This window comes from Streptomyces spiramenti, from assembly GCF_012034385.1.
Lineage (GTDB): Bacteria > Actinomycetota > Actinomycetes > Streptomycetales > Streptomycetaceae > Streptomyces > Streptomyces spiramenti.
The window spans coordinates 1-24,171 of record NZ_JAAVJB010000027.1 but is presented as its reverse complement, the minus strand read 5'-3'; the positions used below and the strand labels follow the sequence as shown (position 1 = coordinate 24,171).

At 73.7% G+C, this 24,171-nt stretch carries 22 protein-coding genes and 1 pseudogene; 10 read left to right on the top strand and 13 right to left on the bottom strand.

Annotated elements, in window-relative coordinates; all coding sequences use genetic code 11:
* Positions 1-34: 34 nt before the first annotated feature.
* The 8 genes from HCJ92_RS06005 to HCJ92_RS05970 all read right to left on the bottom strand — a co-directional run bounded on the left by HCJ92_RS06005 (position 35) and on the right by HCJ92_RS05970 (position 8,166).
* Positions 35-1,744: a hypothetical protein gene (locus HCJ92_RS06005; RefSeq protein ID WP_167932380.1), complete on the bottom strand. Its 1,710-nt coding sequence runs from the start codon at positions 1,742-1,744 to the stop codon at positions 35-37.
* Positions 1,734-2,285 (bottom strand): DUF6114 domain-containing protein, encoded by a 552-nt coding sequence (locus HCJ92_RS06000; RefSeq protein WP_245240621.1) that lies wholly within the window; start codon positions 2,283-2,285, stop codon positions 1,734-1,736. Before HCJ92_RS06000 ends, HCJ92_RS06005 begins: the two co-directional genes overlap by 11 nt.
* A gap of 173 nt (positions 2,286-2,458) precedes the next feature.
* Positions 2,459-3,070 carry a DUF6230 family protein gene (locus HCJ92_RS05995; protein WP_167932379.1) on the bottom strand — a complete coding sequence of 204 codons (612 nt, stop codon included), beginning with the start codon at positions 3,068-3,070 and terminating at the stop codon, positions 2,459-2,461.
* A 544-nt stretch (positions 3,071-3,614) separates the two neighbouring features.
* Complete coding sequence (locus tag HCJ92_RS05990; protein ID WP_167932378.1) at positions 3,615-4,577, bottom strand: tetratricopeptide repeat protein; 963 nt, start codon at positions 4,575-4,577, stop codon at positions 3,615-3,617.
* 237 nt (positions 4,578-4,814) lie between these two features.
* The gene (locus HCJ92_RS05985; protein WP_167932377.1) at positions 4,815-6,515 is read right to left on the bottom strand and encodes a coenzyme B12-dependent isobutyryl-CoA mutase large subunit; all 1,701 of its coding nucleotides are present in this window, start codon (positions 6,513-6,515) and stop codon (positions 4,815-4,817) included.
* 180 nt (positions 6,516-6,695) lie between these two features.
* Entirely contained in the window at positions 6,696-7,079 is a 384-nt protein-coding gene (locus HCJ92_RS05980) for a DUF3817 domain-containing protein (protein WP_167932376.1), read from the bottom strand.
* A gap of 62 nt (positions 7,080-7,141) precedes the next feature.
* Positions 7,142-7,651: a MarR family transcriptional regulator gene (locus HCJ92_RS05975; RefSeq protein WP_167932375.1), complete on the bottom strand. Its 510-nt coding sequence runs from the start codon at positions 7,649-7,651 to the stop codon at positions 7,142-7,144.
* A gap of 155 nt (positions 7,652-7,806) precedes the next feature.
* Positions 7,807-8,166 carry a DUF3817 domain-containing protein gene (locus HCJ92_RS05970; RefSeq protein WP_167932374.1) on the bottom strand — a complete coding sequence of 120 codons (360 nt, stop codon included), beginning with the start codon at positions 8,164-8,166 and terminating at the stop codon, positions 7,807-7,809.
* 198 nt (positions 8,167-8,364) lie between these two features.
* Here HCJ92_RS05970 and HCJ92_RS05965 point away from each other — a divergent pair, with 198 nt between their 5' ends.
* The 3 genes from HCJ92_RS05965 to HCJ92_RS05955 all read left to right on the top strand — a co-directional run bounded on the left by HCJ92_RS05965 (position 8,365) and on the right by HCJ92_RS05955 (position 9,764).
* Positions 8,365-8,841: a MarR family winged helix-turn-helix transcriptional regulator gene (locus tag HCJ92_RS05965; RefSeq protein WP_167932373.1), complete on the top strand. Its 477-nt coding sequence runs from the start codon at positions 8,365-8,367 to the stop codon at positions 8,839-8,841.
* A gap of 96 nt (positions 8,842-8,937) precedes the next feature.
* Positions 8,938-9,327 carry an ArsR/SmtB family transcription factor gene (locus HCJ92_RS05960; protein WP_167932372.1) on the top strand — a complete coding sequence of 130 codons (390 nt, stop codon included), beginning with the start codon at positions 8,938-8,940 and terminating at the stop codon, positions 9,325-9,327.
* Positions 9,324-9,764, top strand: coding sequence for an SRPBCC family protein (locus HCJ92_RS05955; RefSeq protein ID WP_167932371.1), 441 nt, complete (start codon positions 9,324-9,326; stop codon positions 9,762-9,764). The genes HCJ92_RS05960 and HCJ92_RS05955 overlap by 4 nt, the downstream gene beginning before the upstream one ends.
* 75 nt (positions 9,765-9,839) lie before the next feature.
* Here HCJ92_RS05955 and HCJ92_RS05950 read toward each other — a convergent pair whose 3' ends face one another.
* Positions 9,840-11,270, bottom strand: coding sequence for a sensor histidine kinase (locus tag HCJ92_RS05950; protein ID WP_338054040.1), 1,431 nt, complete (start codon positions 11,268-11,270; stop codon positions 9,840-9,842).
* A complete protein-coding gene (locus tag HCJ92_RS05945; protein WP_167932370.1) occupies positions 11,267-11,926 on the bottom strand; it encodes a response regulator transcription factor in 660 nt (219 codons plus the stop codon). Before HCJ92_RS05945 ends, HCJ92_RS05950 begins: the two co-directional genes overlap by 4 nt.
* 114 nt (positions 11,927-12,040) lie before the next feature.
* Here HCJ92_RS05945 and HCJ92_RS05940 point away from each other — a divergent pair, with 114 nt between their 5' ends.
* Positions 12,041-12,727, top strand: a complete 687-nt coding sequence (locus HCJ92_RS05940) for a PepSY domain-containing protein (RefSeq protein WP_167932369.1) — start codon at positions 12,041-12,043, stop codon at positions 12,725-12,727.
* 224 nt (positions 12,728-12,951) lie between these two features.
* Here HCJ92_RS05940 and meaB read toward each other — a convergent pair whose 3' ends face one another.
* Both meaB and HCJ92_RS05930 read right to left on the bottom strand, forming a co-directional pair.
* A complete protein-coding gene (gene meaB, locus HCJ92_RS05935; protein ID WP_167932368.1) occupies positions 12,952-13,914 on the bottom strand; it encodes a methylmalonyl Co-A mutase-associated GTPase MeaB in 963 nt (320 codons plus the stop codon).
* Between the two features lie 136 nt (positions 13,915-14,050).
* On the bottom strand, positions 14,051-15,238 hold the full coding sequence (locus HCJ92_RS05930) for an acetyl-CoA C-acetyltransferase (protein WP_167932367.1): 1,188 nt from the start codon (positions 15,236-15,238) through the stop codon (positions 14,051-14,053).
* A 149-nt stretch (positions 15,239-15,387) separates the two neighbouring features.
* On the opposite strand from HCJ92_RS05930, the gene mce reads away from it, so the two are divergent.
* The 6 genes from mce (at position 15,388) to HCJ92_RS05900 (ending at position 23,983) form a co-directional block, all read left to right on the top strand.
* A complete protein-coding gene (mce, locus tag HCJ92_RS05925) occupies positions 15,388-15,837 on the top strand; it encodes a methylmalonyl-CoA epimerase (protein WP_167932366.1) in 450 nt (149 codons plus the stop codon).
* Positions 15,838-16,134: 297 nt separating this feature from the next.
* Positions 16,135-19,566, top strand: coding sequence for a hypothetical protein (locus HCJ92_RS05920; protein ID WP_167932365.1), 3,432 nt, complete (start codon positions 16,135-16,137; stop codon positions 19,564-19,566).
* Between the two features lie 364 nt (positions 19,567-19,930).
* Positions 19,931-20,878: a coiled-coil domain-containing protein gene (locus HCJ92_RS05915; RefSeq protein ID WP_167932364.1), complete on the top strand. Its 948-nt coding sequence runs from the start codon at positions 19,931-19,933 to the stop codon at positions 20,876-20,878.
* A gap of 100 nt (positions 20,879-20,978) precedes the next feature.
* Positions 20,979-21,971, top strand: coding sequence for an ABC transporter ATP-binding protein (locus HCJ92_RS05910; protein WP_167932363.1), 993 nt, complete (start codon positions 20,979-20,981; stop codon positions 21,969-21,971).
* A gap of 3 nt (positions 21,972-21,974) precedes the next feature.
* Positions 21,975-22,748 carry an ABC transporter permease gene (locus HCJ92_RS05905; protein ID WP_167932362.1) on the top strand — a complete coding sequence of 258 codons (774 nt, stop codon included), beginning with the start codon at positions 21,975-21,977 and terminating at the stop codon, positions 22,746-22,748.
* A 173-nt stretch (positions 22,749-22,921) separates the two neighbouring features.
* Positions 22,922-23,983 (top strand): ABC transporter ATP-binding protein, encoded by a 1,062-nt coding sequence (locus tag HCJ92_RS05900; RefSeq protein ID WP_167932361.1) that lies wholly within the window; start codon positions 22,922-22,924, stop codon positions 23,981-23,983.
* Between the two features lie 69 nt (positions 23,984-24,052).
* On the opposite strand, the pseudogene HCJ92_RS24725 reads toward HCJ92_RS05900, so the two are convergent.
* Positions 24,053-24,171 (bottom strand): annotated as a pseudogene (locus tag HCJ92_RS24725) (ABC transporter permease); the annotation flags it as partial.

The following is a 24,171-nucleotide window of genomic DNA, read 5'->3' as shown; positions in this document are numbered from 1 at the left end:
GGCGGGTGTCGCGCGGGCTCCGCGACCGGGCGGGTCAGTCGCGGTGGGTCATGTACTGGCGCATGCCGGGAACGGTCAGCGTGCCGCCGAACTGGCCGGCCTGGGTCACGCGGACGTCGGTGAAGTAGGCCTCGCGGAGGTCGAGCAGCGGCTCGTGGCGCGGGTCGAAGACGACGGGGATGAGCCCGAAGAGGTTGCCCTCCAGGCGCTCGGTGTACATGGTCACGGTCCCCTCGCGGAAGGTCGACGTGGAGCCGTCCGCGGCCTGGACGTGGTACGTGAGGCCGCCGGTGCCCCGGACGACCTGGTGGAGGTCGCCGATGTCCAGCGCGGCGGCGGTGAACTTCAGCGCCTGCTTGACGGCGCCGCCGCTCGTCCGCACGTTGACCACCCCGTGGTACTCCAGGCCGCGCAGCGTCATGTGGCTGGCCTCCAGCAGCCAGGGCGCGTCCGGAAGCACCTGCACGGTCTCCTCGTCGATGCCGGGGACGTCGCGCTCCTCGGGGCAGGGGTAGGGCACCCGTCCGGCGGCGTCCGGGGCGAACGGGTCGTCGGCCTCCGGCGCGGCCTCGGGGGCGGCATCGTCCGGATCCCCTTCGATGCCGTCGGTGTCAGCGTCGGGGTCCGGGTCCGGGGTCGGCTGTTCACCCTCGCCGGGGTCGGGGCCGTCCTCGGTGTCGGCCTCCTCCTGGTCCGCCTCCTCGGGGGCCTCCGCCGCGGCACCGCCCCCGGTGGCCTCTTCCCCGGGGCCGCCGGTCGCCGAGTCCGCGACGCTCCCGCCGGCTTCCCCGCCGGGTTCCGCCGCGACGCCGTGCCCGCTTCGGCCGGCGTCCGCTCCGGCCGCGTGGTCCCCCGCGGCCCCGTTCGGTCCGCCCGCGGTCTGCTCGCCCTGCGCGGGAGCGGCGGCGGGCGGGGCGCCCCCGCCCGTTCCCGCGGCGTCCGCCCCGGCGGCCCGGTCCTCGGTACCGTCTCCGGTGCCGTTGCCGGTGCCGTTGCCGTGCCGGTTCTCGTCGGCGTCCCGGTCCGTGGTGCCGGGGAAGAGGATGCGGCCGATGGCATCCGTGAGGTCGCGCAGCCCTTCGCCGAGCCCCAGCGGGTCCGGCGGCGAGCCCGGACGGGCCGCGTCCCCCGCCGGCGGGGGACCTTCCGGTGCTCCCGGGGGCGACGTCTCGCCCGGCGCCGGTTCCACCACGCCCGGTCCGGCGGACCCCGGCCCCTCGGGGGGCGTGTCGGTCGCGTCGGGCGGCGGCCCGCCGCGGTCGTCCGGCCGTGCCGCACCCCGACGCGCGTCGTCCGGAGCGGCCGGGGTGTCCTCGGCGTCCGCGTCGGCTCCGGGCCCACGCTCCGCCGGGGGACCGCCGGTCCCGGGGGCTGGGTCGTCCGCCACGGGCGCGGTCGCGTCCTGCGGGGCCCCGTCGTCAAGTTCGGGCGGCGGGGAGTCCGCCGGAGGCTCCCGCCCCTCGCCGGCCGAGGGTGCGTCCTCTCCGGGCGGCCCGTCGGCGGCGGCTCCGTCGGAACCGTCCTCGCCGTCGGCGTCCCCCTCGTCGGTCCGTTCCACGCAGGGACCGGCCCGGAAGGGGTACGGCGGCTGGAGCCCGTCCGCCTGGGCGGGGCCCGGGACGACCCCCATGCCGAGGATCAGGGCGGAGGGCACCGCGGCCACCAGCACCGACCTCAGCCGTTCGCGCCGTCGCCCGCGGCCGGAGCGCCGCCACCCGGAGGCCGGTGGTGCGTCACACCGCACGCTCGCCCTCCCTGTGCTCGCCCGCGGCGGGACCGGCACCGGTCTCCGCCCGTCGGGCGGGCGCGTGCGGCGCGGGCACCCCGACGTCGTCGGGGCGGTCCCGCTCGCGCGGTTCCCCCGGCGGTTCCTCGCTCGGGCGCGCGGGCGCCCAGGAGACGGACATGCCACCGCCGAGCACGCTCAGCAGGAAACCCACCAGCAGGCCGCCGAAGTTGGACACGACCAGCGACACCAGCGCGAGGACGAGCGTGGCGACCCCGGCGAAGACACGGGTCAGCGGCTGGAACCACATGGTGAGCCCGAGCGTGATCATCAGCACACCGATGACCAGCGAGCCGGCGCCCGCCGTCGTCGCCATCCTGATCGTCAGGTCGCCGAACTGCATGTTGGCGTACGGGAAGTACATGATCGGGACGCCGCCGAGCATCGTGTACAGCCCGGCCCAGAACGGCCGTCCGCCCCGCCACAGGTGGAACCGGTGGCGGACCCTGCCGAGGGCGGAGCCGGTCGGAACCGGACGACCTGCGGTGGTGCTGCTCATGGCGGTCTCCCTGCGGGGCACGGTCCGGGTGTTCCCGGGGTGTTCCGGGGGCTTCTCCCGGTCGGCTTCTGGAGGCACGGTACGCCGGTGCCCCGACGGCCGGGTGACCGGGGCGGGACGGTGCGTTCACGCCCTGCCCCGGTGGCCACGGCCGGTGCGCCGCCGTCAGCGGGTCAGAAGCACTCGTTGGTGCCCCGGTGGACGCTCATCCGGAGCCCGTTGAGCTTGAACGTCCCGGCCGAGGTGGCGAGCGCGGTCTGCTCCACGTCCGTGAGGGTAGCGCGGTCCGCCTGCTGCGCGAAGGAGCCCGGCACCGTCGGACCGACCGGCTGGGGGCCCTTGGTGGTGGCGTCGACCGAGACGCCGATGTCGATGTTGGTGAACTCCGCGTCGGCCTGCACCTGGTTCAGGTCGATGAAGAGGTTGCGCGCCTCCACCGGCCGGCGGGGGTCGCCGCCCGCGTTCAGCTTGATGCTCACGTTGCCGATCGGTGTGGGGATGACCACCGACTGGCACAGGTCCTTGATGGTCGCGGAGTTGAAGGCGGAGACCGCGACGGGCCGCGGTCCGCGCGGTGTCTCCACGATCCCGCCGTACTGCACGAAACCGTCGGTGTTGACGAGTTCGGGCGTCGAGACCTTGAACTCCTGTCCGGACACCGAGAAGGACGCGGCGAGCGCCCCCTGGGACACCGCGATGCCTATCGCCGCGGTCGCGGCGACCGTCGGCACCATGGTCACGGCGAACCGCCTCCATCTGGTGCCGCCACGGGCCTGGGAATCCATGGTTCTCCTCCTTGTGGACCACTCCCCCGGCGCCGGTCGCCGCCGGGACCGTCGGTCCGGCGCTCGGGGAAGAAGCGCGATGCCCCCGGGCCACCCCCGGCGACTGCCACCGGCGGGCGACGCGCACCCACCTACCGGGCGGACCGTCCGGCGACGGTGCCCGGGGCCGACGTGTGGCACCGCCGACCCGGCCGATCGTTGTGTACATCATGCCCGCGACACAAGTGGCTCATTACCGACCGGTAGCCGGAACGGGCCGTGATCCCGCGGACATCAGTGCGAAACGAACGGAGTGCGCCGGGAGCGGAACCGGGCAACCCGTTCACCAAAGGGGCACAACACCCTTGACGAACCTACCTGGTTCACCCGGAGCGCCCTTCACTCCCCTTGCCGTTTTTCGCCGGGCCACACCCGAAGCGGCGGCAGTGTGCGAACTCCGGGCAGCTGGAAGCACGAGCGGCCCCCGGGTATCCCGTCGGGGACACCGGGGGCCGCTTCGGTTCGCGGGGCGGGCGCGAGCCGCCGCCGGGCGGAGGGGCGGTCGTCAGAACAGGACGCGTGCGAGCGCGCCGCGCGCGGCGACGACCCGGGGGTCGTCCGGCCCGACCAGCTCGAACAGCTCCAGCAGTCGGACCCGGGCGCGGTCCCGGTCGTCACCGGCGGCGGTGCGCACCGCGTCGACCAGCCGACCGAAGGCGTCCTCCACGTGGCCGCCGACCAGGTCCAGGTCCGCGGCGACCAACTGGGCGTCGACGTCCCGGGGGCGGTCTGCCGCGTCCTTGCGGGCAGCGGCGAGGTCCACACCCTGGACCCGCTCCAGCAACCTGGCCTGACCGAGTCCCAGCCGGGCCTCGACGTTGGCGGGCTGGTCGGCCAGAACACCCTCGTAGGCGAGGATCGCGCCGGCCAGGTCCCCGCCGTCCAGCGCGTCGTGGGCCGCCGCCAGCGCGGGGTCCTGCGGCGGTTCGGGGGCCTCCTGGGGCGCCTGCTGGACCTGCTCCGGGTCGACCGGGGCGCCGACGATCCCGAACCGCTCCTCGGCCGCCTGGATCAACTGGTCGAGCACCTGCCGGATCTGCTGCTCGGGCGCCGCCCCCTGGAACAGCGGCAGCGCCTGGCCGGCGACCACCGCGAAGACCGCCGGGATGCCCTGCACCCCGAACTGCTGGAACAGCATCTGGTTGCTGTCCACGTCGACCTTGGCCAGCACGAACCGGCCGGCGTAGTCGGCGGCGAGCTTCTCCAGCAGCGGACCCAGCTGCTTGCACGGCTGGCACCACTCGGCCCAGAAGTCGATGACGACCGGGACCTCGGCGCTGCGCTGGAGCACCAGCTGCTCGAACCCGGCCTCGTCGACGTCGAAGACCAACGGGGCTGCCGGCGCCGCTCCCTCGGGCTGCGCGGCGCGCTGCGCGCGGGCCGCCTCGGCCTTCTCCTTCGCCTCGGCCGCCGCCTTCACCGCGGAGAGATCGACGACACCGCTCATGGACATGTTGCGTGGCTGCATGAGAACAGTCTCCCTCTTCGCGGAGCGTTCCGGCACACGCCCCCGCGGAGTTCCGGTCGGCCCCGGTGGGACGCGGGTCCGACCGACGCACGGGACGGCCGTCCGGCCCCGCGCCGGGTGGGCGCGGGGCCGGACGGGACCGGGCACGGGACGGGGCGGGACCGGGCACGGGACGGGGCAGGACCGGGCACGGGACGGGGCAGGACCGGCCACGGGACGGCTCCGGCCTCGGCGCGGTCAGAACCCGGCGGGCTCCACGTAGACGCCCCACTCGTCGCGCAGCCGGTCGCAGATCTCGCCGAGCGTCGCCTCGGCGCGGACCGCGCGCAGCATGGGGTCGATCATGTTGCGGCCGTCGCGGGCCGCCGCCACCATCTCGTCCAGCGCGGCGACGACGGCGTCGGTGTCGCGGTGAGCCTTCCGGTCGGTGAGGGTCCGCACCTGGTCGCGCTCGACCTCGTGACTGACGCGGAGGATCTCCAGGTCGCCGGTGACGGAACCGTGTGCGCAGTTGACACCGACGATCCGCTTCTCGCCCTTCTCCAGGGAACGCTGGTACTGGAAGGCCGCCTCCGCGATGTGCCCGGTGAACCAGCCGTCCTCGATGCCGCGGAGCAGCCCGGAAGTCATCGGACCGATGGGGTGCTCGCCGTCGCCGACCGCACGCCGGCCGCGCTCGGCGATCTGCTCGAAGATCTTCTCGGCGTCGGCCTCGATGCGGTCGGTGAGCTGCTCCACGTACCAGGAGCCGCCGAGCGGGTCGGCGACGTTGGTGACTCCGGTCTCCTCCATCAGCACCTGCTGGGTCCGCAGCGCGATCTCGGCGGCCTGCTCGCTGGGGAGGGCGAGCGTCTCGTCGAGGGCGTTGGTGTGCAGCGAGTTGGTGCCGCCCAGGACGGCGGCCAGCGCCTCGACCGCGGTCCGCACCACGTTGTTGTAGGGCTGCTGGGCGGTGAGGGAGACCCCGGCGGTCTGGGTGTGGAAGCGGAGCCACTGCGCCTTGGGGTCGGTCGCGCCGTAGACGTCGCGCATCCACCGCGCCCAGATCCTGCGGGCGGCCCGGAACTTGGCGATCTCCTCGAAGAAGTCGACGTGGGCGTCGAAGAAGAAGGAGAGCCCGGAGGCGAAGGAGTTGACCTCCAGGCCGCGCGAGAGCCCCAGCTCGACGTAGCCGAAGCCGTCGGCGAGGGTGTAGGCCAGCTCCTGCGCGGCCGTCGCCCCGGCCTCACGGATGTGGTAGCCGGAGACCGAGAGCGGCTTGTACGCCGGGATGCCCTCGTTGGTGTACTCCATCAGGTCGCCGATGAGGCGCAGGTGCGGCTCCGGCGGGAAGAGCCACTCCTTCTGGGCGATGTACTCCTTGAAGATGTCGGTCTGCAGCGTCCCGTTCAGGACGCCCGGGTCCACCCCCTGCCGCTCGGCGGCGACGAGGTACATGCAGAAGACCGGCACGGCGGGGCCGGAGATCGTCATGGAGGTCGTGATGTCCCGCAGCGGGATGTCGTCGAAGAGGATCTCCATGTCCGCCGCGGAGTCGATCGCCACGCCGCAGTGCCCGACCTCGCCCAGGGAGCGGGGGTCGTCGGAGTCGCGACCCATCAGGGTGGGCATGTCGAAGGCGACCGACAGGCCGCCGCCGCCCGCCTCCAGGATCATCTTGTAGCGCTCGTTGGTCTGGCGGGCGTTGCCGAAGCCGGCGAACTGCCGGATGGTCCAGGGGCGCCCCCGGTAGCCCGTGGGGTGCAGGCCGCGCGTGAAGGGGAACTCACCGGGCCAGCCGATGCGCTCGAACCCCTCGTAGCGGTCGCCGGGGCGCGGGCCGTACAGGGGGTCCACCTGGTCACCCGAAAGCGTGGTGAAGTCGGCGTCCCGCTTACGGGCGGAGTCGTACCGGGCCTGCCACCGTCGGCGGCCCTCAGCGATGGCGTCAGCGTCCATGACTCCAATTTACTAGGACTTCCAAGTAAATTGCCAGGACGTCACGGCATCCAGGTGAGGTCAGCGCGCCCGCACGGCCCGGCGCACCGCGCCGCGCACGCGCGGGACCCCGGCCGCGCACCGCCCGTGGGGCGGGGTGCGACCGGGGTCCCGTCGACTGCGCGGTACCCGCGGAGCGGGTCAGGACTTCACGGGCTCCTCGGCGCCGGCGGCATGGGCCTCGTCGGCCCGCGCCTCGTCGGCGACCCGGCGCTCGTACTCCTCCACCAGCGGCGTCACCTCCGCCGAGATGCGCCGCTCCACGAAGAACGCGACGAACGGGATCGTGCCGGAGAGCAGCACCCACAGGAGCTTGCCGAACTTCCAGCGCGCCTTCTGACCGAGGTCGAAGGCGAAGATCAGGTAGATGATGTACAGCAGACCGTGGGTCTGCGACACCACGAACGTGACGTCCGCCCCGGTGTCGAAGCCGTACTTGAACACCATGCAGGTGCTCAGTACCAGCAGCATCACGGCGGTGACGAGAGCCATCACCCGGTAGCGCGTCAGGACACTCCGCTTCATGCCCCGAGCGTATCGGCACCAACCGGGCCGATCCCCATCGGGGCCACCCGCGGCCCGCGGGGTCATCCCTCGTCGAAGTCCCCCGCGGCGACCCGCAGCGGACGCAGCAGGGCGAAGATCTCGCGGCATTCCTCGTCGTCGTAGGCCCCGAGACCGAAATCGGTGCCCATCAGCGCCGCGGTCGCCCGGTCGCAGACCTCGCGCCCCTTGTCGGTGATGGAGGCGAGGGTGCCGCGGCCGTCGTTGGGGTTGGGGCGCTTGGTCGCGAGCCCCGCCCGCACCAGACGGTCGACGGTGTTGGTGACCGATGTCGGGTGGACCATGAGCCGCTCGCCGATCTTGGACATCGGCAGCTCGCCCGCCTTGCTGAAGGTCAGCAGGACCAGGGCCTCGTACCGGGCGAACGTCAGCCCGAAGGGGCGGACCGTGGCGTCCACCTCGGCCAGCAGGATCTGGTGCGCCCGCATGATCGAGGTGATCGCCGCCATCGGCGGTGCGGCTCCCCAGCGCCGCTGCCACAGCACGTCGGCGCGCGCGATCGGGTCGAAGGAGAGGCTCAGCGGTTTCGGCACGGCGCCGACCCTACCGGCTGGTCACAACCGGGCAAGGCCCGTCTCGGCAGGCGACCGCACGGGCGCCGAACCGCTGGTGGGAGCGGTGTGCCGCCCGCCGGCGAGGGGCGCGCGGCACACCGTTCCGTGCGCCCCCGGGGCGCACGGCGGAGTCGTCAGGCGCGGACCGGGTCGCCGTCGGCGGGCCGGGGGTCGGCGGCGTCGGGGACCGCGGCGAGGGCGGCCTCCTCACGACGCAGCCGCCGCTCGGCGAAGAACCCGCCGGTGGGGACGACAGCCATCACGAAGTACCAGACGGCGGTCCCGAACGACCAGCGCGTGCGGTTCCACGCGTCGAGCCAGAGCACCGCGTAGACGACGAAGAGGAGGCCGTGGACGGCACCGAGGACCGGGACGGCGTCGAAGTCGGTGGTGCGACGCAGCACGGAGGCCACGAGGAGCAGCAGGAAGGAGATCGCCTCGGGGGCGGACACCAGCCGGAGGCGGCGGAGGGCGGCGGCGGTCTTCTGGTCCATCAGGTTCGACACTCCCATGTGAATGCATGCACAAGCTCCGCCAGTGTGGCACGCTCCGCGCCCGCGAGGGCCGCCGGGTCTCCCGCCACGACCCCGCGCCGTCCCACGCGCCCCGGGGTCCGTGGCCCCTCCGGCAACCGCGCGGCGCCCCGGCTCCGATCCGCGAGGTCACGGCCGGCACGGCCTAGAGTTGAGGGCATGGAGACCGAAACGGACGCGCGCTGGCTGACGGATGACGAGCAGCGCGTCTGGCGTACCCATCTCGACGTCAGCAAGCTGCTGATGTACCAGCTGGAGCGGGACATCCAGCCCTACGGGCTGACGATGAACGACTACGAGATCCTGGTCAACCTCTCCGAGGCCCCGGAGCAGCGGATGCGGATGAGCGACCTGGCGACCGCGACCCTCCAGTCCAAGAGCCGCCTCTCCCACCAGATCACCCGCATGGAGCGCGCCGGCCACGTCCGCCGCGAGAACTGCGACTCCGACCGCCGGGGCCTGTTCGCCGTGCTGACCGAGGAGGGCTGGCAGACCATGCGGCAGGTGGCGCCGCACCACGTCGAATCGGTCCGTGAGCACTTCATCGACCGGCTCTCCCCCGAGGAGCTGCGCGCACTGCACGACTCGCTGCGCCCGATCGCGGAGAAGCTCCGGGTGCGACGCGGCCGGACCTGACCCGACCGACACCGCGACCGGCGACCCGCGACCCGCGACCGGCGAAACTCAAGCGACCACTTGACTGTGTCGGACCCGCCCCCGACACTTAAGCACATGCTTAACGAAGAGGAGCAGCTGGACCTCGTCTTCCGCGCCCTGGCGGACCGGACCCGCCGCGGTCTCGTCGAGCGGCTGGTCAGGGGCCCGGCCTCGGTCAGCGAACTCGCCGCGCCGCTGCCGATGTCGTTGGCGGCGGTGGTCCAGCACCTCCGAGTGCTGGAGACCGCCGGCATCGTCCGCTCCGAGAAGGTCGGCCGCGTCCGCACCTGCGCCATCGCCCCCGACCCGCTCCGCACCGGCGAGAGCTGGCTCAGTGACCGGCGCACCGGTTGGGAGACCCGGCTGGACGCGCTCGGCGCCCTGATCGACTCCCCCGGCCACAACCCCCCCGGCCAGGACACCCCGGTCAGGGGACCGAACACCGTCGAAGGGACACCGTCATGAACGTCGTCCACACCACCTTCAGCCTGGAACGCACCTTCACCGCCACCCCCGCGCGCGTCTTCGCGGCGTGGTCGGACCCCGTCGCCAAGGCTCGCTGGTTCGGTTCCGGCGAGGGCCACGAGCTGGACTTCCGCCCCGGGGGACACGAGCGGACGCACGGCACCGGCTCCGGCGGGGAGGCACTCGCCTTCGCCTCGGTCTACCACGACGTCGTCGAGGGCGAGCGGATCGTGTACGCCTCGACCCTGACCACCGACGGGGCCCTGGCCACCGTCTCCACCACCACGGTCGAGTTCGCGCCGGACGGCGGCGGCACCCGCCTCACCCTGACGGAGCAGGCGACGTTCCTCGACGGTCGCGAGGAGCCGGAATGGCGACGGCACGGCACCGCCTGCTGGCTCGACGCCCTCGGCTCGGAGCTCGACGGCCGGGCCTGATCCGACACACCGCCACCGCGCCGTCAGCCGGTTCGGGCCCCGGCGGGCCGGGGCGGCGGCCCCGGCGAGCGGCGGTCAGACCTCGACCGGACCGTCCGCCTCCTGCGGCGGCAGCAGCCCGGGGACGCGCAGCACGAACAGCGCCCCGCCCTCCCGGGCCTCGCCGACCTCCAGCGTCCCGCCGTGGCGTTGCGCGACGTCCCGGGCGATGGCGAGACCCAGACCGGCGCCACCGGCGTCCCGGCTGCGCGCCTCGTCCAGGCGTACGAAGCGCTGGAAGATCTTCTCCCGCTCCTCGGCGGGCACGCCCCCACCGTCGTCCGCCACCTCCACGACCCCCTGCCCGCCCTCGGCCCGCACCGAGACCCGGACGCGGGAGGCGGCGTGGCGCTCGGCGTTGTCGAGCAGGTTGACCAGCACGCGTTCCACCATCCCCGCCGAGCCGGGGACGGCCGCCGGCTCCAACCGGTCGGCGGTCACCGTGATCGGCGCTTCCGCCGTGTTGCGCGCCGTCCCCCGGTTCTCCACCTGTTCCGCGACCAGCTCCGCCAGCTCGACCCGACCGCTGCCTACGGGCCGCTCCCCCGCGTCGAGCCGCGCCAACAGCAGCAGGTCCGCGGCGAGGGTCTGGAGTCGGACGGTGTCCTTGACCGCGCCGGACAGGTCCAGCAGCTCGGGGTGGGCCGCTCCCACCTCCAGCTGGGTACGCAGCGAGGCGATGGGGCTGCGCAGCTCGTGGGAGGCGTCGGCGACGAACCGCCGCTGGCGGTCCACCGACGCCTCCAGCACGGACAGCGTCTCATTCGTGGTGTCGGCCAGCCGCCCGATCTCGTCGCGCGCGGACGGCTCGGGGACCCGGCGGGAGAGGTCCTCGCTGTGGGTGATCGTGGCGAGTTCGCGGCGGATGCCCTCGACCGGGCGCAGCGCCCACCAGGTCACCAGCCAGGTCACTCCCGCGACGACGAGCAACAGCGGCGGGAAGCCGGTGAGCAGCGAGGAGCGCACCGAGGCGAGCGCGGTCTGCCCGACCTGGACCGACGCCCCGGCATGGACCGTGACCTCCAGGTCGTCCGGGGTCTCCGCCTCGATCGCCGCGAAGCGGTAGTCGCCCGGCTCGCCGTTGACCAGCGCGACCCCGTCGAACATCCGCACCTCGTCCCCGACCGCGCCACTGCCGTCATCGTCGTCGTCATCGTCGAGGTCGGGCCAGGGCACCGGGTCCACGGACTCGGTCCCGGTGCCGCGCACCGCCTCCAGCCCGGGGCTGACGGCCCGCACGATGCCGTCCTCGTCGACGACCTGGACGGGACGGTCGGTGTCCAGCTCCAGCTCGTCGAAGTCGCCACCGGTGGCGAGCTGGACGGCGATCCCGCGGGCGGTGTTCTCCGCCTGGAGGTCCACCTGGTCGGTGAGGTTCTGCCGCAGCGCCTGGAGCATCAGCAGTGCCGCCGCCAGCAGCGCCACGGCCACCACGGCGGTCGCGCCCAGCGCGGTGCGGGTCTTCACGGCGCGAGCCGGTAGCCCGCGCCGCGGACGGTGTGGATCAGGCCGGGGCCGAGCTTCCGTCGCAGCGCGCTGACGTAGACCTCGACGATGTTGGGGTCGCCGTCGTAGGCGAAGTCCCAACCGTGTTCGAGGATCTCGGACTTGGAGACCACCTCGCCGCCGCGGGTGGCCAGTTGCTCCAGCACGGTGTACTCCTTCGCGGTCAGCGCGACCTCGCGGTCCGCGCGGGTGACCCGGCGCGTGCCGCGGTCGATCTCCAGGTCGCCGACGCGCAGCCGGGGCGCGGCCCCGGCCGACGCGCGCCGCCGCAGCAGCGCGCGGACGCGGGCGAGGAGGACCACGTAGGAGAACGGTTTGGTGAGGTAGTCGTCGGCTCCGGTGTCGAGCCCCTCCGCCTCGTCGTACTCGCCGTCCTTGGCGGTGAGCATCAGCACCGGGGTCTCGTTGCCGGCCGCGCGCAGCGCGGCGCAGACCCGGTAGCCGTTGAGGCCGGGCAGCATGATGTCCAGGATGACCAGGTCGTAGTCGAACTCGGTCGCCCGGTGCAGCCCGTCGGTGCCGTTGTGCACCACGTCCACGGCGAATCCCTCGGCCCCCAGCCCCGCGGCCAGCGAGGCGGCGAGCCGCTGTTCGTCCTCCACTATCAGCACGCGCATGGGGCAAGCTTCGCACCTGGCACCTGAAGGCTTCTTCAGGTGACTTCAGGCTCCCTTCAGGAAGCCTCCGCCACTGTTGTGTTCGTACCGCACCGACCAGGGGAGGAACCCGTCATGAAGCGCAGCACCGTCGTCGCCGCCATCGCCGTCGCCGCCGTCATCGGAGGTGGCACCGTCGCAGGGGCCGCCATGTCCAGCGGCGGTTCCGAGCCCAGTGCCGCGGCCCAGGAACTGCGGGCGGAGTCGAGCTCGCAGGAGAACCCCTCCCCCGGCGGAACCACGGCCACCGACGACCGCGACGACCAGGACGACGACCGCGACGACACCGGCAAGGGCGCCGGGAGCGACGCGGCCGGGAGCCCGGAGCCGGCCGCCACCGGCGTCGCCGACCAGGTGATCCGCACGGCGCTGGAGGCCGTCCCCGGCCACGTGGTCGAGCTGGACCTCGACCGTGACGACAAGCACTGGGACGTCGAGGTGGCGGGTGAGGACGACCGCGAGCACGAGCTGGAGATCAGCCTCGACGGCGGCAAGGTGCTCCACCACGAGCAGGACCGCGACGACGACGCGCGTGAGAAGGTGAAGGTGCTATCCGGCGGCTCCGTCTCGGCCGCCGACGCCGTCCGGATCGCCGAGGAGCACGTCGCCGGGCAGGTCAAGGACCTCGACCTGGACAAGGACGACCGGGTCTGGGACGTGGAGCTGCGCGCCGAGGACGGCAGCGAGTGGGAGCTGGAGATCGACCTGAACTCCGGTGACGTCCGCAACGTCGAGCGCGACGACGACCGCGACGACGACTGAGTCGGCCGCCGCGCAGTCGCGGCGCACCGCACTGGTCTTCCGTCGGACGTGAGAGCGACCGGCGGGGGTAGGGGGCTGGGGAGTCCCCGAAATCACAGCCGGTGGCGTCGGTCCCTCGGGACCGGCGCCACCGGTGTGCGTGCTGCCGTGCGGCGAGCGCCCGAAGCGGGTCGGCGGCGCGACGTCTCGGTCCGTCCGGCTCCGGTCCGTCCGGCTCCGGCCGGTCAGCTCCGGCCGGTCAGCTCCGCCACCAGCTGGTCGGCGGCCGTGTACGGGTCGAGCGCGCCGGCGGCGATCCGCGCGCCGAGGGCGCCCAGTCGGCGGTCCTCGCGGAGGTCGCCGATCCGTTCGCGGAGCGCGGTGACGGCGATCGCCTCCACCTCGCGCGCGGCGCGGTCGGCGCGGCGCCGGTCGAGTACGCCGTGCTCCGCCATCCAGGCGTGGTGCTTCTCCAGCGCCTCCACCACCTCGTCGACGCCCTCGGCGCGGGCCGCCACGGTCTTGACGATCGAGGGTCGCCAGTCGCCCGGCTCCCGGGCCTCGCCCAGCCCGAGCATGTGGTTCAGCTCCCGGACGGTGGCGTCGGCCCCGTCCCGGTCGGCCTTGTTGACGACGAAGACGTCACCGATCTCCAGGATCCCCGCCTTGGCGGCCTGAATGCCGTCCCCCGCCCCGGGGGCGAGCAGCACCACCGAGGTGTCCGCCTGCGAGGCGATGTCCACCTCGGACTGCCCGACGCCGACGGTCTCCACCAGGACCACGTCGCACCCGGCGGCGTCCAGCACACGCACCGCCTGGGGCGCCGCCCACGACAGGCCGCCCAGGTGGCCGCGGGTCGCCATGGAGCGGATGTACACGCCGGAGTCGGAGGCGTGCTCCCCCATCCGGATGCGGTCGCCGAGGAGCGCGCCGCCCGAGAACGGCGAGGACGGGTCGACCGCCAGCACGCCGACGCGCTTGCCGCGCTTCCGGTAGGCCGTCACCAGCGCCGACGTCGAGGTCGACTTGCCGACCCCGGGTGGGCCGGTGAGCCCCACCACGTAGGCGTGGCCGGAGTGGGGGGCGAGGGCGGCCATCACCTCGCGCAGCTGCGGTGACGCCCCCTCGACCAGGGAGATCAGCCGGGCCACCGCGCGGGGCTGGCCCTGTCGTGCCCGGTCGACGAGATCGGGGACGTCTGGCGCCATCGGTCGTGCTCCTTCGTGGATGTGGTCTCTGGGGGCCTCCCCCCCTGCTGCGGCGCTCCACACGCGAACGCCGCGCCGGAGCGCACGCACCGGCGGGCCTGCCTGCCGGTGCGTGCGCGCTCGGCCCGCCGGTGGTTCAGCGGCGCGGCACGCGCAGTACCAGGGCGTCGCCCTGGCCGCCGCCGCCGCAGAGCGCGGCGGCGCCGGTGCCGCCGCCACGGCGGGCCAGCTCCAGCGCCAGGTGCAGCACCAGTCGTGCGCCGGAGGCGCCGATCGGGTGGCCCAGCGCGATGGCACCACCGTTCACGTTCACCCGTTCGTGGGAGACGCCGAGGTCCTTCATCGACTGCACGGCCACCGCGGCGAACGCCTCGTTGATCTCGATGAGGTCGAGCTCCTCGACGCCGATGCCCTCCTTGCCCAGCGCGTGGCGGATGGCGTTGGAGGGCTGGGACTGGAGCGAGTTGTCCGGCCCGGCCACGTTGCCGTGCGCCCCGATCTCCGCGATCCACTCCAGGCCGAGCGCCTCGGCGCGGGCCTTCGACATCACGACCACCGCGGCGGCGCCGTCGGAGATCTGCGAGGAGGAGCCCGCGGTGATGGTGCCGTCGGCAGCGAACGCGGGGCGCAGCCGCGCCAGCGACTCGACGGTGGTTCCCGGGCGGATTCCCTCGTCCTCCGCCACGACCACCGGGTCGCCCTTGCGCTGCGGGACGGAGACCGGGGTGATCTCCGCGTCGAAGAGCCCCTTCTCACGGGCGGCGGCGGCCCGCTGGTGGGAGAGGGCCGCCACGGCGTCCTGCTCCTCGCGCTCCAGTCCGAGCCGGGTGTTGTGACGCTCCGTCGACTCACCCATGGCCACGTCGTCGTAGGCGTCGGTGAGGCCGTCGTGGGCCATGTGGTCCAGCACCTCGATGGCGCCGTACTTGTGGCCGGTGCGCGAACCGGGCAGCAGGTGGGGCGCGTTGCTCATCGACTCCTGGCCGCCGGCGACGACCACGTCGAACTCGCCGGCGCGGATCAGCTGGTCGGCGAGCGCGATGGCGTCCAGACCGGAGAGGCAGACCTTGTTGACGGTGAGCGCCGGGACGTTCATGGGGATGCCCGCGTGCACGGCCGCCTGGCGTGCCGGGAGCTGGCCCGCGCCCGCCTGGAGCACCTGTCCCATGATCACGTACTGCACCTGGTCGCCGCCGATGCCGGCGCGCTCCAGGGCTGCCCGGATGGCGGTGCCGCCCAGCTGGGCGGCGGAGAACGGCGACAGCGAGCCGAGCAGGCGGCCCATCGGCGTCCTTGCGCCCGAGACGATCACGGAGGTGGTCATGTGTGCGGCTCCCTGGGGACGCGGTGAACGAGGGTTCACTGCGAGGGTACTGAGCGGCGGGATGGCGGTCATCGGCCGGTGGATGTGACGCGGCGCACGTTGGGTCGTCACACGTTGCGCGCGCGCCCCGCCGGCGCTGGACTGGACAGATGCTCACACGAATCGATCACATCGGGATCGCCTGCCGTGACCTCGACGCCACCGTCGAGTTCTACCGTGCCACCTACGGCTTCGAGGTCCACCACTCGGAGGTCAACGAGGAGCAGGGCGTCCGCGAGGCGATGCTGCGCATCAACGGGACCGACGACGGCGGCTCCTCCTGGATCCAGCTGCTGGAGCCGATCCGCGAGGACTCCCCCGTCGCGAAGTGGCTGGCGAAGAACGGCGAGGGCGTGCACCACATCGCCTTCGGCACCGCCGACGTCGACGGCGCCGCACGGACGGTCGGCGACCGGGGGGTGCGCGTGCTCTACGACGAGCCCCGGCGCGGATCCATGGACTCACGCATCACCTTCCTGCACCCCAAGGACTGCCACGGCGTCCTCACCGAGCTGGTGACGGCCGCGCAGGACACCCCCGAGGACCCCGGACACGGGTGACCGCCCCGGGCCGGCGCTCCCGGTGTCCGGGGGGGCGCGGCCCGGCGCTCCGCCCGTCGTGGGGACGGCGGCCCGCACCGGCGCGCGGCGGAAACGACCGGTCCGTACCGGCCCGGTGGGCCACTTCGGGACGCTCCCCACTGACGCCCGTCCCCGCGGCCGGTAGAGTGGCGGGGCCGGGGCGCTGGGCTGCTCGCGCTGTCCCGGAATCGGCCGATGAGCCGGCTTCCGCGCGGGGCGATGCCAGCGCGGGCGGCCGGATCTCCATGACGACCAGGGGACGGATGGGACCGCGGAGTGCGGGACTACGACCGCAACGAGGCTGACGACGCCCTCTCGCTGTTCGAAGCCGATATGAAGCGGCTGAAGAAGGAGCGGGACAAGGCCGTCGATCACGCCGACGACCTCGGCTACCAGATCGAGGTACTGCGCTCCAAGCTGCATCATGCTCGGCGCGCCCTGTCCCTGCGCCCGGCCTACGGTGACGCGCACGCGCACGCCGAACAGCTGCTGCGCAACGCGCAGCACCAGGCCGACCAGATGCGCATCGACGCGGAGCACGAACTCCGCGAGGCGCGCGCGCAGAACCAGCACGTCCAGCAGGAACGGGCGGAGCTGCGGTCGCGCATGGAGAGCGAGCTGCACAGCGAGTCCGTGACCCGCCGCCAGCGGCTGGACGAGGAACTCGCCGAGCGCCGCGCCACGGTCGAGGCACACGTCAGCGAGAACGTCGCCTGGGCCGAGCAGGTCCGGGCGCGGACCGAGGCGCAGGCCCGGCGGCTGATGGAGGAGACCCGCGCCGAGGCCGAGCGGACGATGACACAGGCCCGGGGTGAGGCGCAGCGGGTCACCGAGGAGACCCGACACCGCCTCAGCTCCGACGCCGAGTCCGCCCGTTCGGAGGCGGAGGAGCTGGTCCGGCGCGCCCGCGCCGAGGCGGAGCGGTTGCTCACCTCCGCCCGTGAGCAGTCGCAGAAGGCCAACGAACATGCCGCGGTGCTCCGCTCCACCAGCACCAGCGACGCCGAGGACCGCCGCCGCGAGGCCGCGACCCTCACCCGCCGTGCGGAGGAGCAGCAGGCGGAGGCCGAGCGGGCGCTGACCGCCGCTCGCGAGGAGGCGGAGCGGCTCGTCACCGAGGCCGCCGAGGAGGCCGACAAGCGCCGCTCCTCGGCCGAGGCCGCCTACGACCAGCGCGCCGCGACAGCGAAGGCCGAGATCGCCCGCCTGGTCGGCGAGGCGACCAAGGACGCCGAGGCCCGCAAGGAAGAGGCGGAGCAGCTCCTGGCGGACGCCCGGGAGAAGTCCGACCGCATGGTCGCGGAGGCCACCGAGCAGGCCCGCGCCAAGACGGCCGAGGAGTCCGCCGGCCAGCTGGCCGAGGCGTCGCGCAACGCCGAGGAGATCCTCAACAAGGCGGCGGACGAGGCCCGCGAGACCAAGCGGGCGGTGGCCGAGGAGGTCGAGCGCCTCCGGTCGGAGGCCGAGGCGGAGGCCGACCGGCTCCGCGCCGAGGCGCACGACACCGCCGAGCAGCTGCGCGGCACGGCGCAGGACGACACCGAGGAGTACCGCGCCAAGACCGTCGAACTCCAGGAGGAGGCACGGCGGTTGCGCGGCGAGGCCGAGCAGCTGCGCGCGGAGGCCGTCACCGAGGGCGATCGCATTCGCTCCGAGGCGCGCCGCGACTCGGTACAGCAGATCGAGGAAGCAGCCGCCCGCGCCGAGGAGTTGATGGCGAAGGCCGCCTCGGAGGCGGAGGAGACCCGTTCCGCCGCGACGGCCGAGGGCGAGCGGGCGCGGGCCGAGGCGGCGGAGCGGGCCACGGCGCTGCGCACCCAGGCCGAGGGGGCACTGGCCGCGGCGCGCGCCGAGGTCGAGGAGCTGCTCGCGGAGGCGGTGGCCCGAACGGAGGCGGCCGAGACCGCCGCCGCGGAGACCGCCGAACGACTGGTCGCGGAGGCGCGTGAGACGTCCCGTCAGGAGCAGGAGGCTGCAGCCGAGGAGCTGGAGCGGCTGCGGAACGCGGCCGAGGAACGCGTCACCGGCGCCGAAGAGGCGCTGTCCACCGCCCGCGAGGAGGCCGAACAGCTCCGCGCCGAGGCGACGACCGAGGCGGCACGGACCCGCGAGGAGGCGGTCGAGGCCGCCCGCGCCCTGTCGGAGTCCACCGAGGAGGAGTCCCGGCGGCTGCGCGAGGAGGCAGCCCCCGACGCCGCCCGGTACCGCGCCGAGGCGGACGACCTCGCGGTGCGGCTGCGGGGCGAGGCCACCAGCGAGGCGGAGCGGCTGCGGCAGGAGGCACGGGACGCCGCGGACCAGGTCCGCACCGACGCCGACGCCGCTGCCGAGCGGACCGCGGGCGAGGCGGCGGAGGCACTGGCCGCCGCGCAGGAGGAGGCGGCGCGGCTGCGCAAGGAGGCGGCCGGTCTGCTGGAGGAGGCGCGCGAGGAGGCGCACCAGGAACGCACCGCCGCCCGCGAGCAGAGCGAGCACCTGCTGGCCGGGGCCCACACGGCGAAGGCCGAGGCGGAGCAGCGCGCGGAGGAGCTGGTCTCCGCCGCGGAGGCACGCGCCCACGAGATCCGCGACGCGGTCTCCGGGCTGCGGGAGGATGCCGAGCGCGACATCGCCGCGCTGCGCTCCGCCGCCGAGGACGAGGCCGCCGCGACCCGGCGCGCCGCCGTGGAGGAGAAGGAGGCCGCCTCGGCGTTGGCCGAGCGCACCGTGCGGGACGCCTTCGAGGAGTCGGAGCGACTGCGCACCAGCGCCGAGGAGGTCATGGAGCGCGCCCGCCACGAGGCCGACGCGCTGCGCGACACCGCCCGCGAGGAGGCGGCCCGCCGCCGCACCGAGGCGGCCGGGCAGGCGGACGAGTTGGTGACGCGCGCCCAGGAGGAGGCCGAGCGGCTCACCGGGGACGCGACGCGGAGCGCCGAGGAGTTGGTCACCGGCGCGCGCGAGGAGGCGCTGCGGACCACCGCCGGCGCCGAGGAGCAGTCGGACGCCATGGTGGGCGCCGCCCGCCGGCAGGCGGAACGGCTCACCGAGGAGGCCCGCGCGGAGGGACGGGACGTCGTCGAGCAGGCGCGGACCGACGCCAACACGCTGCTGGAGGAGGCCCGGCGCGACGCCGCGGCCATACGCGAACGGGCCGAGGAGCTGCGGGAGCGCACCGAGACGGAGACCGCCGAGCTGCACGAGCGGGCACGACGCGAGTCGGCCGAACAGGCGCGCGCCGCCGGGGAGCGGGTGGACCGGCTCGTCCGCGCCGCCGAGGAGCAGCGCGAGGAGGCCCGGGCGGCGGCCGAGAAGGTCAGGAGCGACGCCGACACCGAGGCGGGCAAGGTCCGAATCGCCGCGGTGAAGAAGGCCGAGGGTCTGCTCAAGGAGGCCGAGGCGAAGCGGTCGTCCATCGTGCGGGAGGCCGAGGAGCTGCGCGCCGAGGCGCAGAAGGAAGCCACGAGCACGGTCGAGGACGGGAAGCGGGAGCTGGACAAGCTGTCCCGGCGGCGTGCCGACATCAACGCCGAGATCTCCCGCGTCCAGGACGTGTTGGAGGCGCTGGAGGGGTTCGAGTCGCCCGGCGGCGGCAAGGGGGCCAAGGGCGGCAAGGGCGGCAAGAACGCCCGGGGCGGCGGCAAGGGCGACGGGGAGAACGACGCCGGGGGCGGTTCCGGCCGCGCCGTGGGCGCGGGCTCCGGCCAGGGCAAGCGCTCGGGCGGCTGACGCCCCGCCGGGAACCCCCCGCGCGCACGCCCGGCGCACACGCGCATCGGCCCCGGACGGGCGCGTGTCCCGCCGGACCGACGGGTGTGACCGGTGGGGCCGCCGTGACAGGTGGGGCGCGGGCGGGTGTAGCGGGTCGCGCCCGCCCGGGCGCACGCTCCGGCGGGGACCGCCACCTGTTCGGCAATGCCACTCTTTCGAGGGACAGGCCGCACATTCTCTTCGGAGAACTCGTCATCGACTCGAAGACACGCCGGTTCGCCCCCTAGGATTCACCCCGGGGGCTGTTCCGAGTGTGGTCCGGCCGGGCGCACTCTGAGACAGCCGCTTGTCCGCCTCACCCGTCTCATCCGACAGGAACCCCATGAGCGATCCATCGTCCCCGTACGGCTTCGAGTTCGTGCGGCGCGGCTACGACAAGATCCAGGTCAACGAGCGCATGGCCGAGCTCACCGAACAGCTGAAGGAGAAGCAGCAGTCGATCGAGACGCTCAACAAGCGCGTCCAGGAGCTCTACGCCCAGTCCGCGGAGGAGCAGCAGGAGTCCGAGCCGTCGTACGCGGGCCTGGGCGCCCGCGTCGAGAAGATCCTCCGCCTCGCGGAGGAGGAGGCGACGGCCGTCAGCGATGACGCCCGTCGCGCCGCGGAGAAGCTCCGCGACCTGGCCGAGCAGCAGGCGCAGCAGATGCGCAAGGAAGCCGACACCTACGCCGCGGACGCCAAGGCGCGCTCCGAGGCCGAGGGTCAGCACATCATCGACCAGGCCAACAGCAACGCCGCCGCCCTCCGGGCGGACGCGGAGAAGGACGCGCAGGCCAAGCGCGAGGAGGCCGACGCCCTCTTCGAGGACACCCGCGCCAAGGCCGCGCAGGCCGCCGCCGACTTCGAGACCAACCTCGCGAAGCGTCGGGAGCAGTCCGAGCGGGACCTCGCCGCCCGGCAGGCCAAGGCCGAGAAGCGTCTCGCGGAGATCGAGCACCGCGCGGAGCAGCTGCGGCTGGAGGCGGAGAAGCTCCGTACGGACGCCGAGCGCCGCGCGCGTCAGACGGTCGAGACCGCCCAGCGCCAGGCCGAGGACATCGTCGCCGACGCCAACGCGAAGGCGGACCGGGCCCGCAGCGAGTCCGAGCGTGAGCTGGCGGCGCTGAAGAACCGCCGCGACTCGATCAACAACCAGCTCACCAACGTGCGCGAGATGCTGGCCACCCTCACCGGTGCCCAGGCCGCCGCCTCGGTCAACCTCATCGACGACGACGACGAGACCGACGGCGAGGACTCCCGCGCCGGCGTCCCCGCGCAGCAGAGCCGCTGAGTCGAGTTGTCGGGGCTCCCACCCGCCCCGCTCACCCGCTCGGAGCAACGCCCCCCGTCAGCGATGGCGGGGGGCGTCGTGCGTGTCTAGCGTCGCTGCCATGATCGAGTTGGACGGGTTGACCAAGCGGTACGGCCACAAGACGGCCGTGGAGGACCTCACCTTCACGGTGCGGCCGGGGATCGTGACGGGCTTTCTGGGGCCCAACGGCGCGGGCAAGTCGACCACGATGCGGATGATGCTCGGCCTGGACCGCCCGACCGCCGGCAGGGTCCGGATCGACGGCCGGCGCTACGACCAGCTCCAGGAACCGCTGCACGAGGTCGGGGCGCTGCTGGAGGCCAAGGCGGTGCACCCGGGCCGGACGGCCCGCAACCACCTGCGCTGCCTGGCGTACTCCAACGGGATCCCGGAGCGCCGGGTGGGCGAGGTGCTGGAGCTCGTCGGCCTCAGCGGGGTCGCGGACAAGCGCCCCAAGGGGTTTTCGCTCGGCATGGGGCAGCGGCTCGGCATCGCCAGCGCGCTGCTGGGCGACCCGCGGATCCTGATGTTCGACGAGCCGGTCAACGGCCTCGACCCCGAGGGCATCCACTGGGTGCGGACCATGATGCGCCATCTCGCCGGTGAGGGCCGGACCGTGTTCGTCTCCAGCCACCTGATGAGCGAGATGGCGCTCACCGCCGACCACCTCATCGTGATCGGCCAGGGGAAGCTGCTGGCGGACACCTCGATGAACGCGTTCATCCGGGAGAACTCGCGCAGCTACGTGCTGCTGCGGTCGCCCGAGCCGGAGCGGCTGCGCGAGGCCCTCGCGGCGGCCGGCCACCGCGCGGCTGCCGGAGCGGACGGCGGACTGGAGGTCGACGGCGCGGACGCCGCCGAGCTGGGCGAGGCCGCCGCCGCCGCGGGAGTGACGCTGCACGAGCTGAGTCCGCGGCAGGCTTCGTTGGAGGAGGCGTTCATGCAGCTCACCCACGAGTCGGTCGAGTACCACGGCCGGGCGCAACCGCCGGGCGGACCGCCGCCCGGCGGGGAGGGCCCCGGCTGGGGCCCGGGCTCCGGTGGGGCGGGCGCTCGGGGCGGGGAGGGCTGAGCCGTGGCGAGCAACGGACGTGTCCTGCATTCGGAGTGGACGAAGATCCGCTCGGTGCGGTCGACGGTGTGGACGCTCGCGGCGGCCCTGGTGGTCACCGTCGGGCTGGGTGTGCTGATCTGCCTGCTGGTCCGCAACACCTACGACGACCTCTCGCCCACCGACCGGGCGACCTTCGACGCGACGATGACCAGCTTCGCCGGCATGACGCTCGGGCAGCTGGCGATGATCGCCTTCGGGATCCTGGTGATCTCCAACGAGTACAGCACGGGGATGATCCGGGCCTCGCTGGCGGCGGTGCCGCAGCGCGGCGTGCTGATGGCGGCGAAGGTGGCGGTGGCGACGCTGCTGGCGCTGGTCGTCGGGATGATCACCGCGTTCGCCGCGTACTTCCCCGGCCAGGCGGTGCTGGGTTCCCGGCTGGCCTCCGGCATCGGTGACCCCGGCGTACTGCGGGCGGTGGTGGGGGCCGGGCTCTACATGACGCTGATCGCGGTCTTCGCGATGGGCGTGACCTGGGTGCTGCGCAGTCCGATGCTCGCCTTCGGCATCCTCATCCCGTTCTTCTTCATGATCTCCGGCATCCTGTCGGCGGTGTCGGCCACCCGGAAGCTCTCCTACTGGCTCCCGGACCAGGCGGGGTCGATGATCATGTCGGTGGTGACGCCGAGCCAGGAGCGGCCCTACGGGCCGTGGGGCGGCATGGCGATCATGGCCGCCTGGGCGGTGGCGGCGCTGCTGGCCGGCTATCTGACGCTGCGCCGCCGCGACGCCTGACCCGCCCGCCGAGCCGCCGGGCCCGTCTCGTGTCGGGTCGGCGGCCCGGACTGTCCGGCGGCACGCCCGCACCGACACCCGGAATCCGAACACACGGACGGTAAGGTGCGAGTCCTCCGGGGGTGCGGGACCGACTGACGGCGCCCCCACTCGATACTGATCTGGGGCGGACGATGATCGAGGCAGTCGGCCTGACGAAGAGCTACGGCGACAAGACGGCCGTGCAGGACCTGACCTTCCGGGTGCGACCCGGGAAGGTCACCGGCTTCCTCGGCCCGAACGGCGCCGGGAAGTCCACCACCATGCGGATGATCCTGGGCCTGGACGAGCCGTCCGGCGGCAGCGTGACCGTGGCGGGCCATCCGTACCGCAAGCTGCCCAACCCACCGCGTACGGTCGGGGCGCTGCTCGACGCCGGTGCCAAACACGGTGGGCGCAGCGCCCGGAACCACCTGCTGTCGCTCGCCCAACTCGCCGGGATACCCGCTTCCCGGGTGGACGAGGTACTCGACCTCGTGGGGCTGACCTCCGTGGCCGGGAAGCGGTCGGGCGGTTTCTCCCTGGGCATGGGGCAGCGGCTCGGCATAGCGGCGGCACTGCTGGGCGACCCCCGTGTGCTGCTCTTCGACGAGCCGGTCAACGGCCTCGACCCGGAGGGCATCCGCTGGGTCCGCGACCTGATGAAGCGGCTCGCCGCCGAGGGGCGGACGGTGTTCGTCTCCAGCCACCTGATGAGCGAGATGGCGCTCACCGCCGACCACCTCATCGTGATCGGCCGCGGTCGGTTGATGGCCGACATGCCGGTGCAGGACTTCATCGTCCAGAACTCGACGAGCTTCGCCCGGGTACGGGTTGCCGACGTCGGGCAGCGCGACGCGCTCACCTCGCTGCTGACCGGTGCGGGCGCGCAGGTGTTCCCGGAGGAGGCGGGCACCCTGAAGGTCGTCGGTCTCGAACTGCCGCAGATCAGCGACATCGCCTTCGAGGCGGGCGTCCGGCTGTGGGAGCTCTCCCCGCACCACGCCTCGCTGGAGGAGGCGTACATGCGCATGACGCAGGGCGCGGTCGACTTCCGCGCCGGCGGGGCGCAGCAGCCGGGAACCGGACCCGCCCCGGCGTTCGGCACCGGTGCTCCCCCCGGCCCGCCGGTGCCACCGGACCACGGCCAACCGCAGCAGCAGCCGTACGGCGCGCAGCCCCCGTCCTTCGTCCAGCCGCAGGAGAACGCCCGATGAGCACCCCGCCGCCCCCTGCCGGTCCGCCGCAGCCCGATCACGCCCCGCAGGCCCGGGACCCACGGCTGGCGCCGCGATGGTGGGCAGCAGGACCACCCCGAGCATGACGGTGATCGCGCCCGCCGAGGAGCGCAGCAGCGAGCCCATCGCCAGCCCGAGCAGTCCCAGCAGGGTGACGTAGAGGGCGA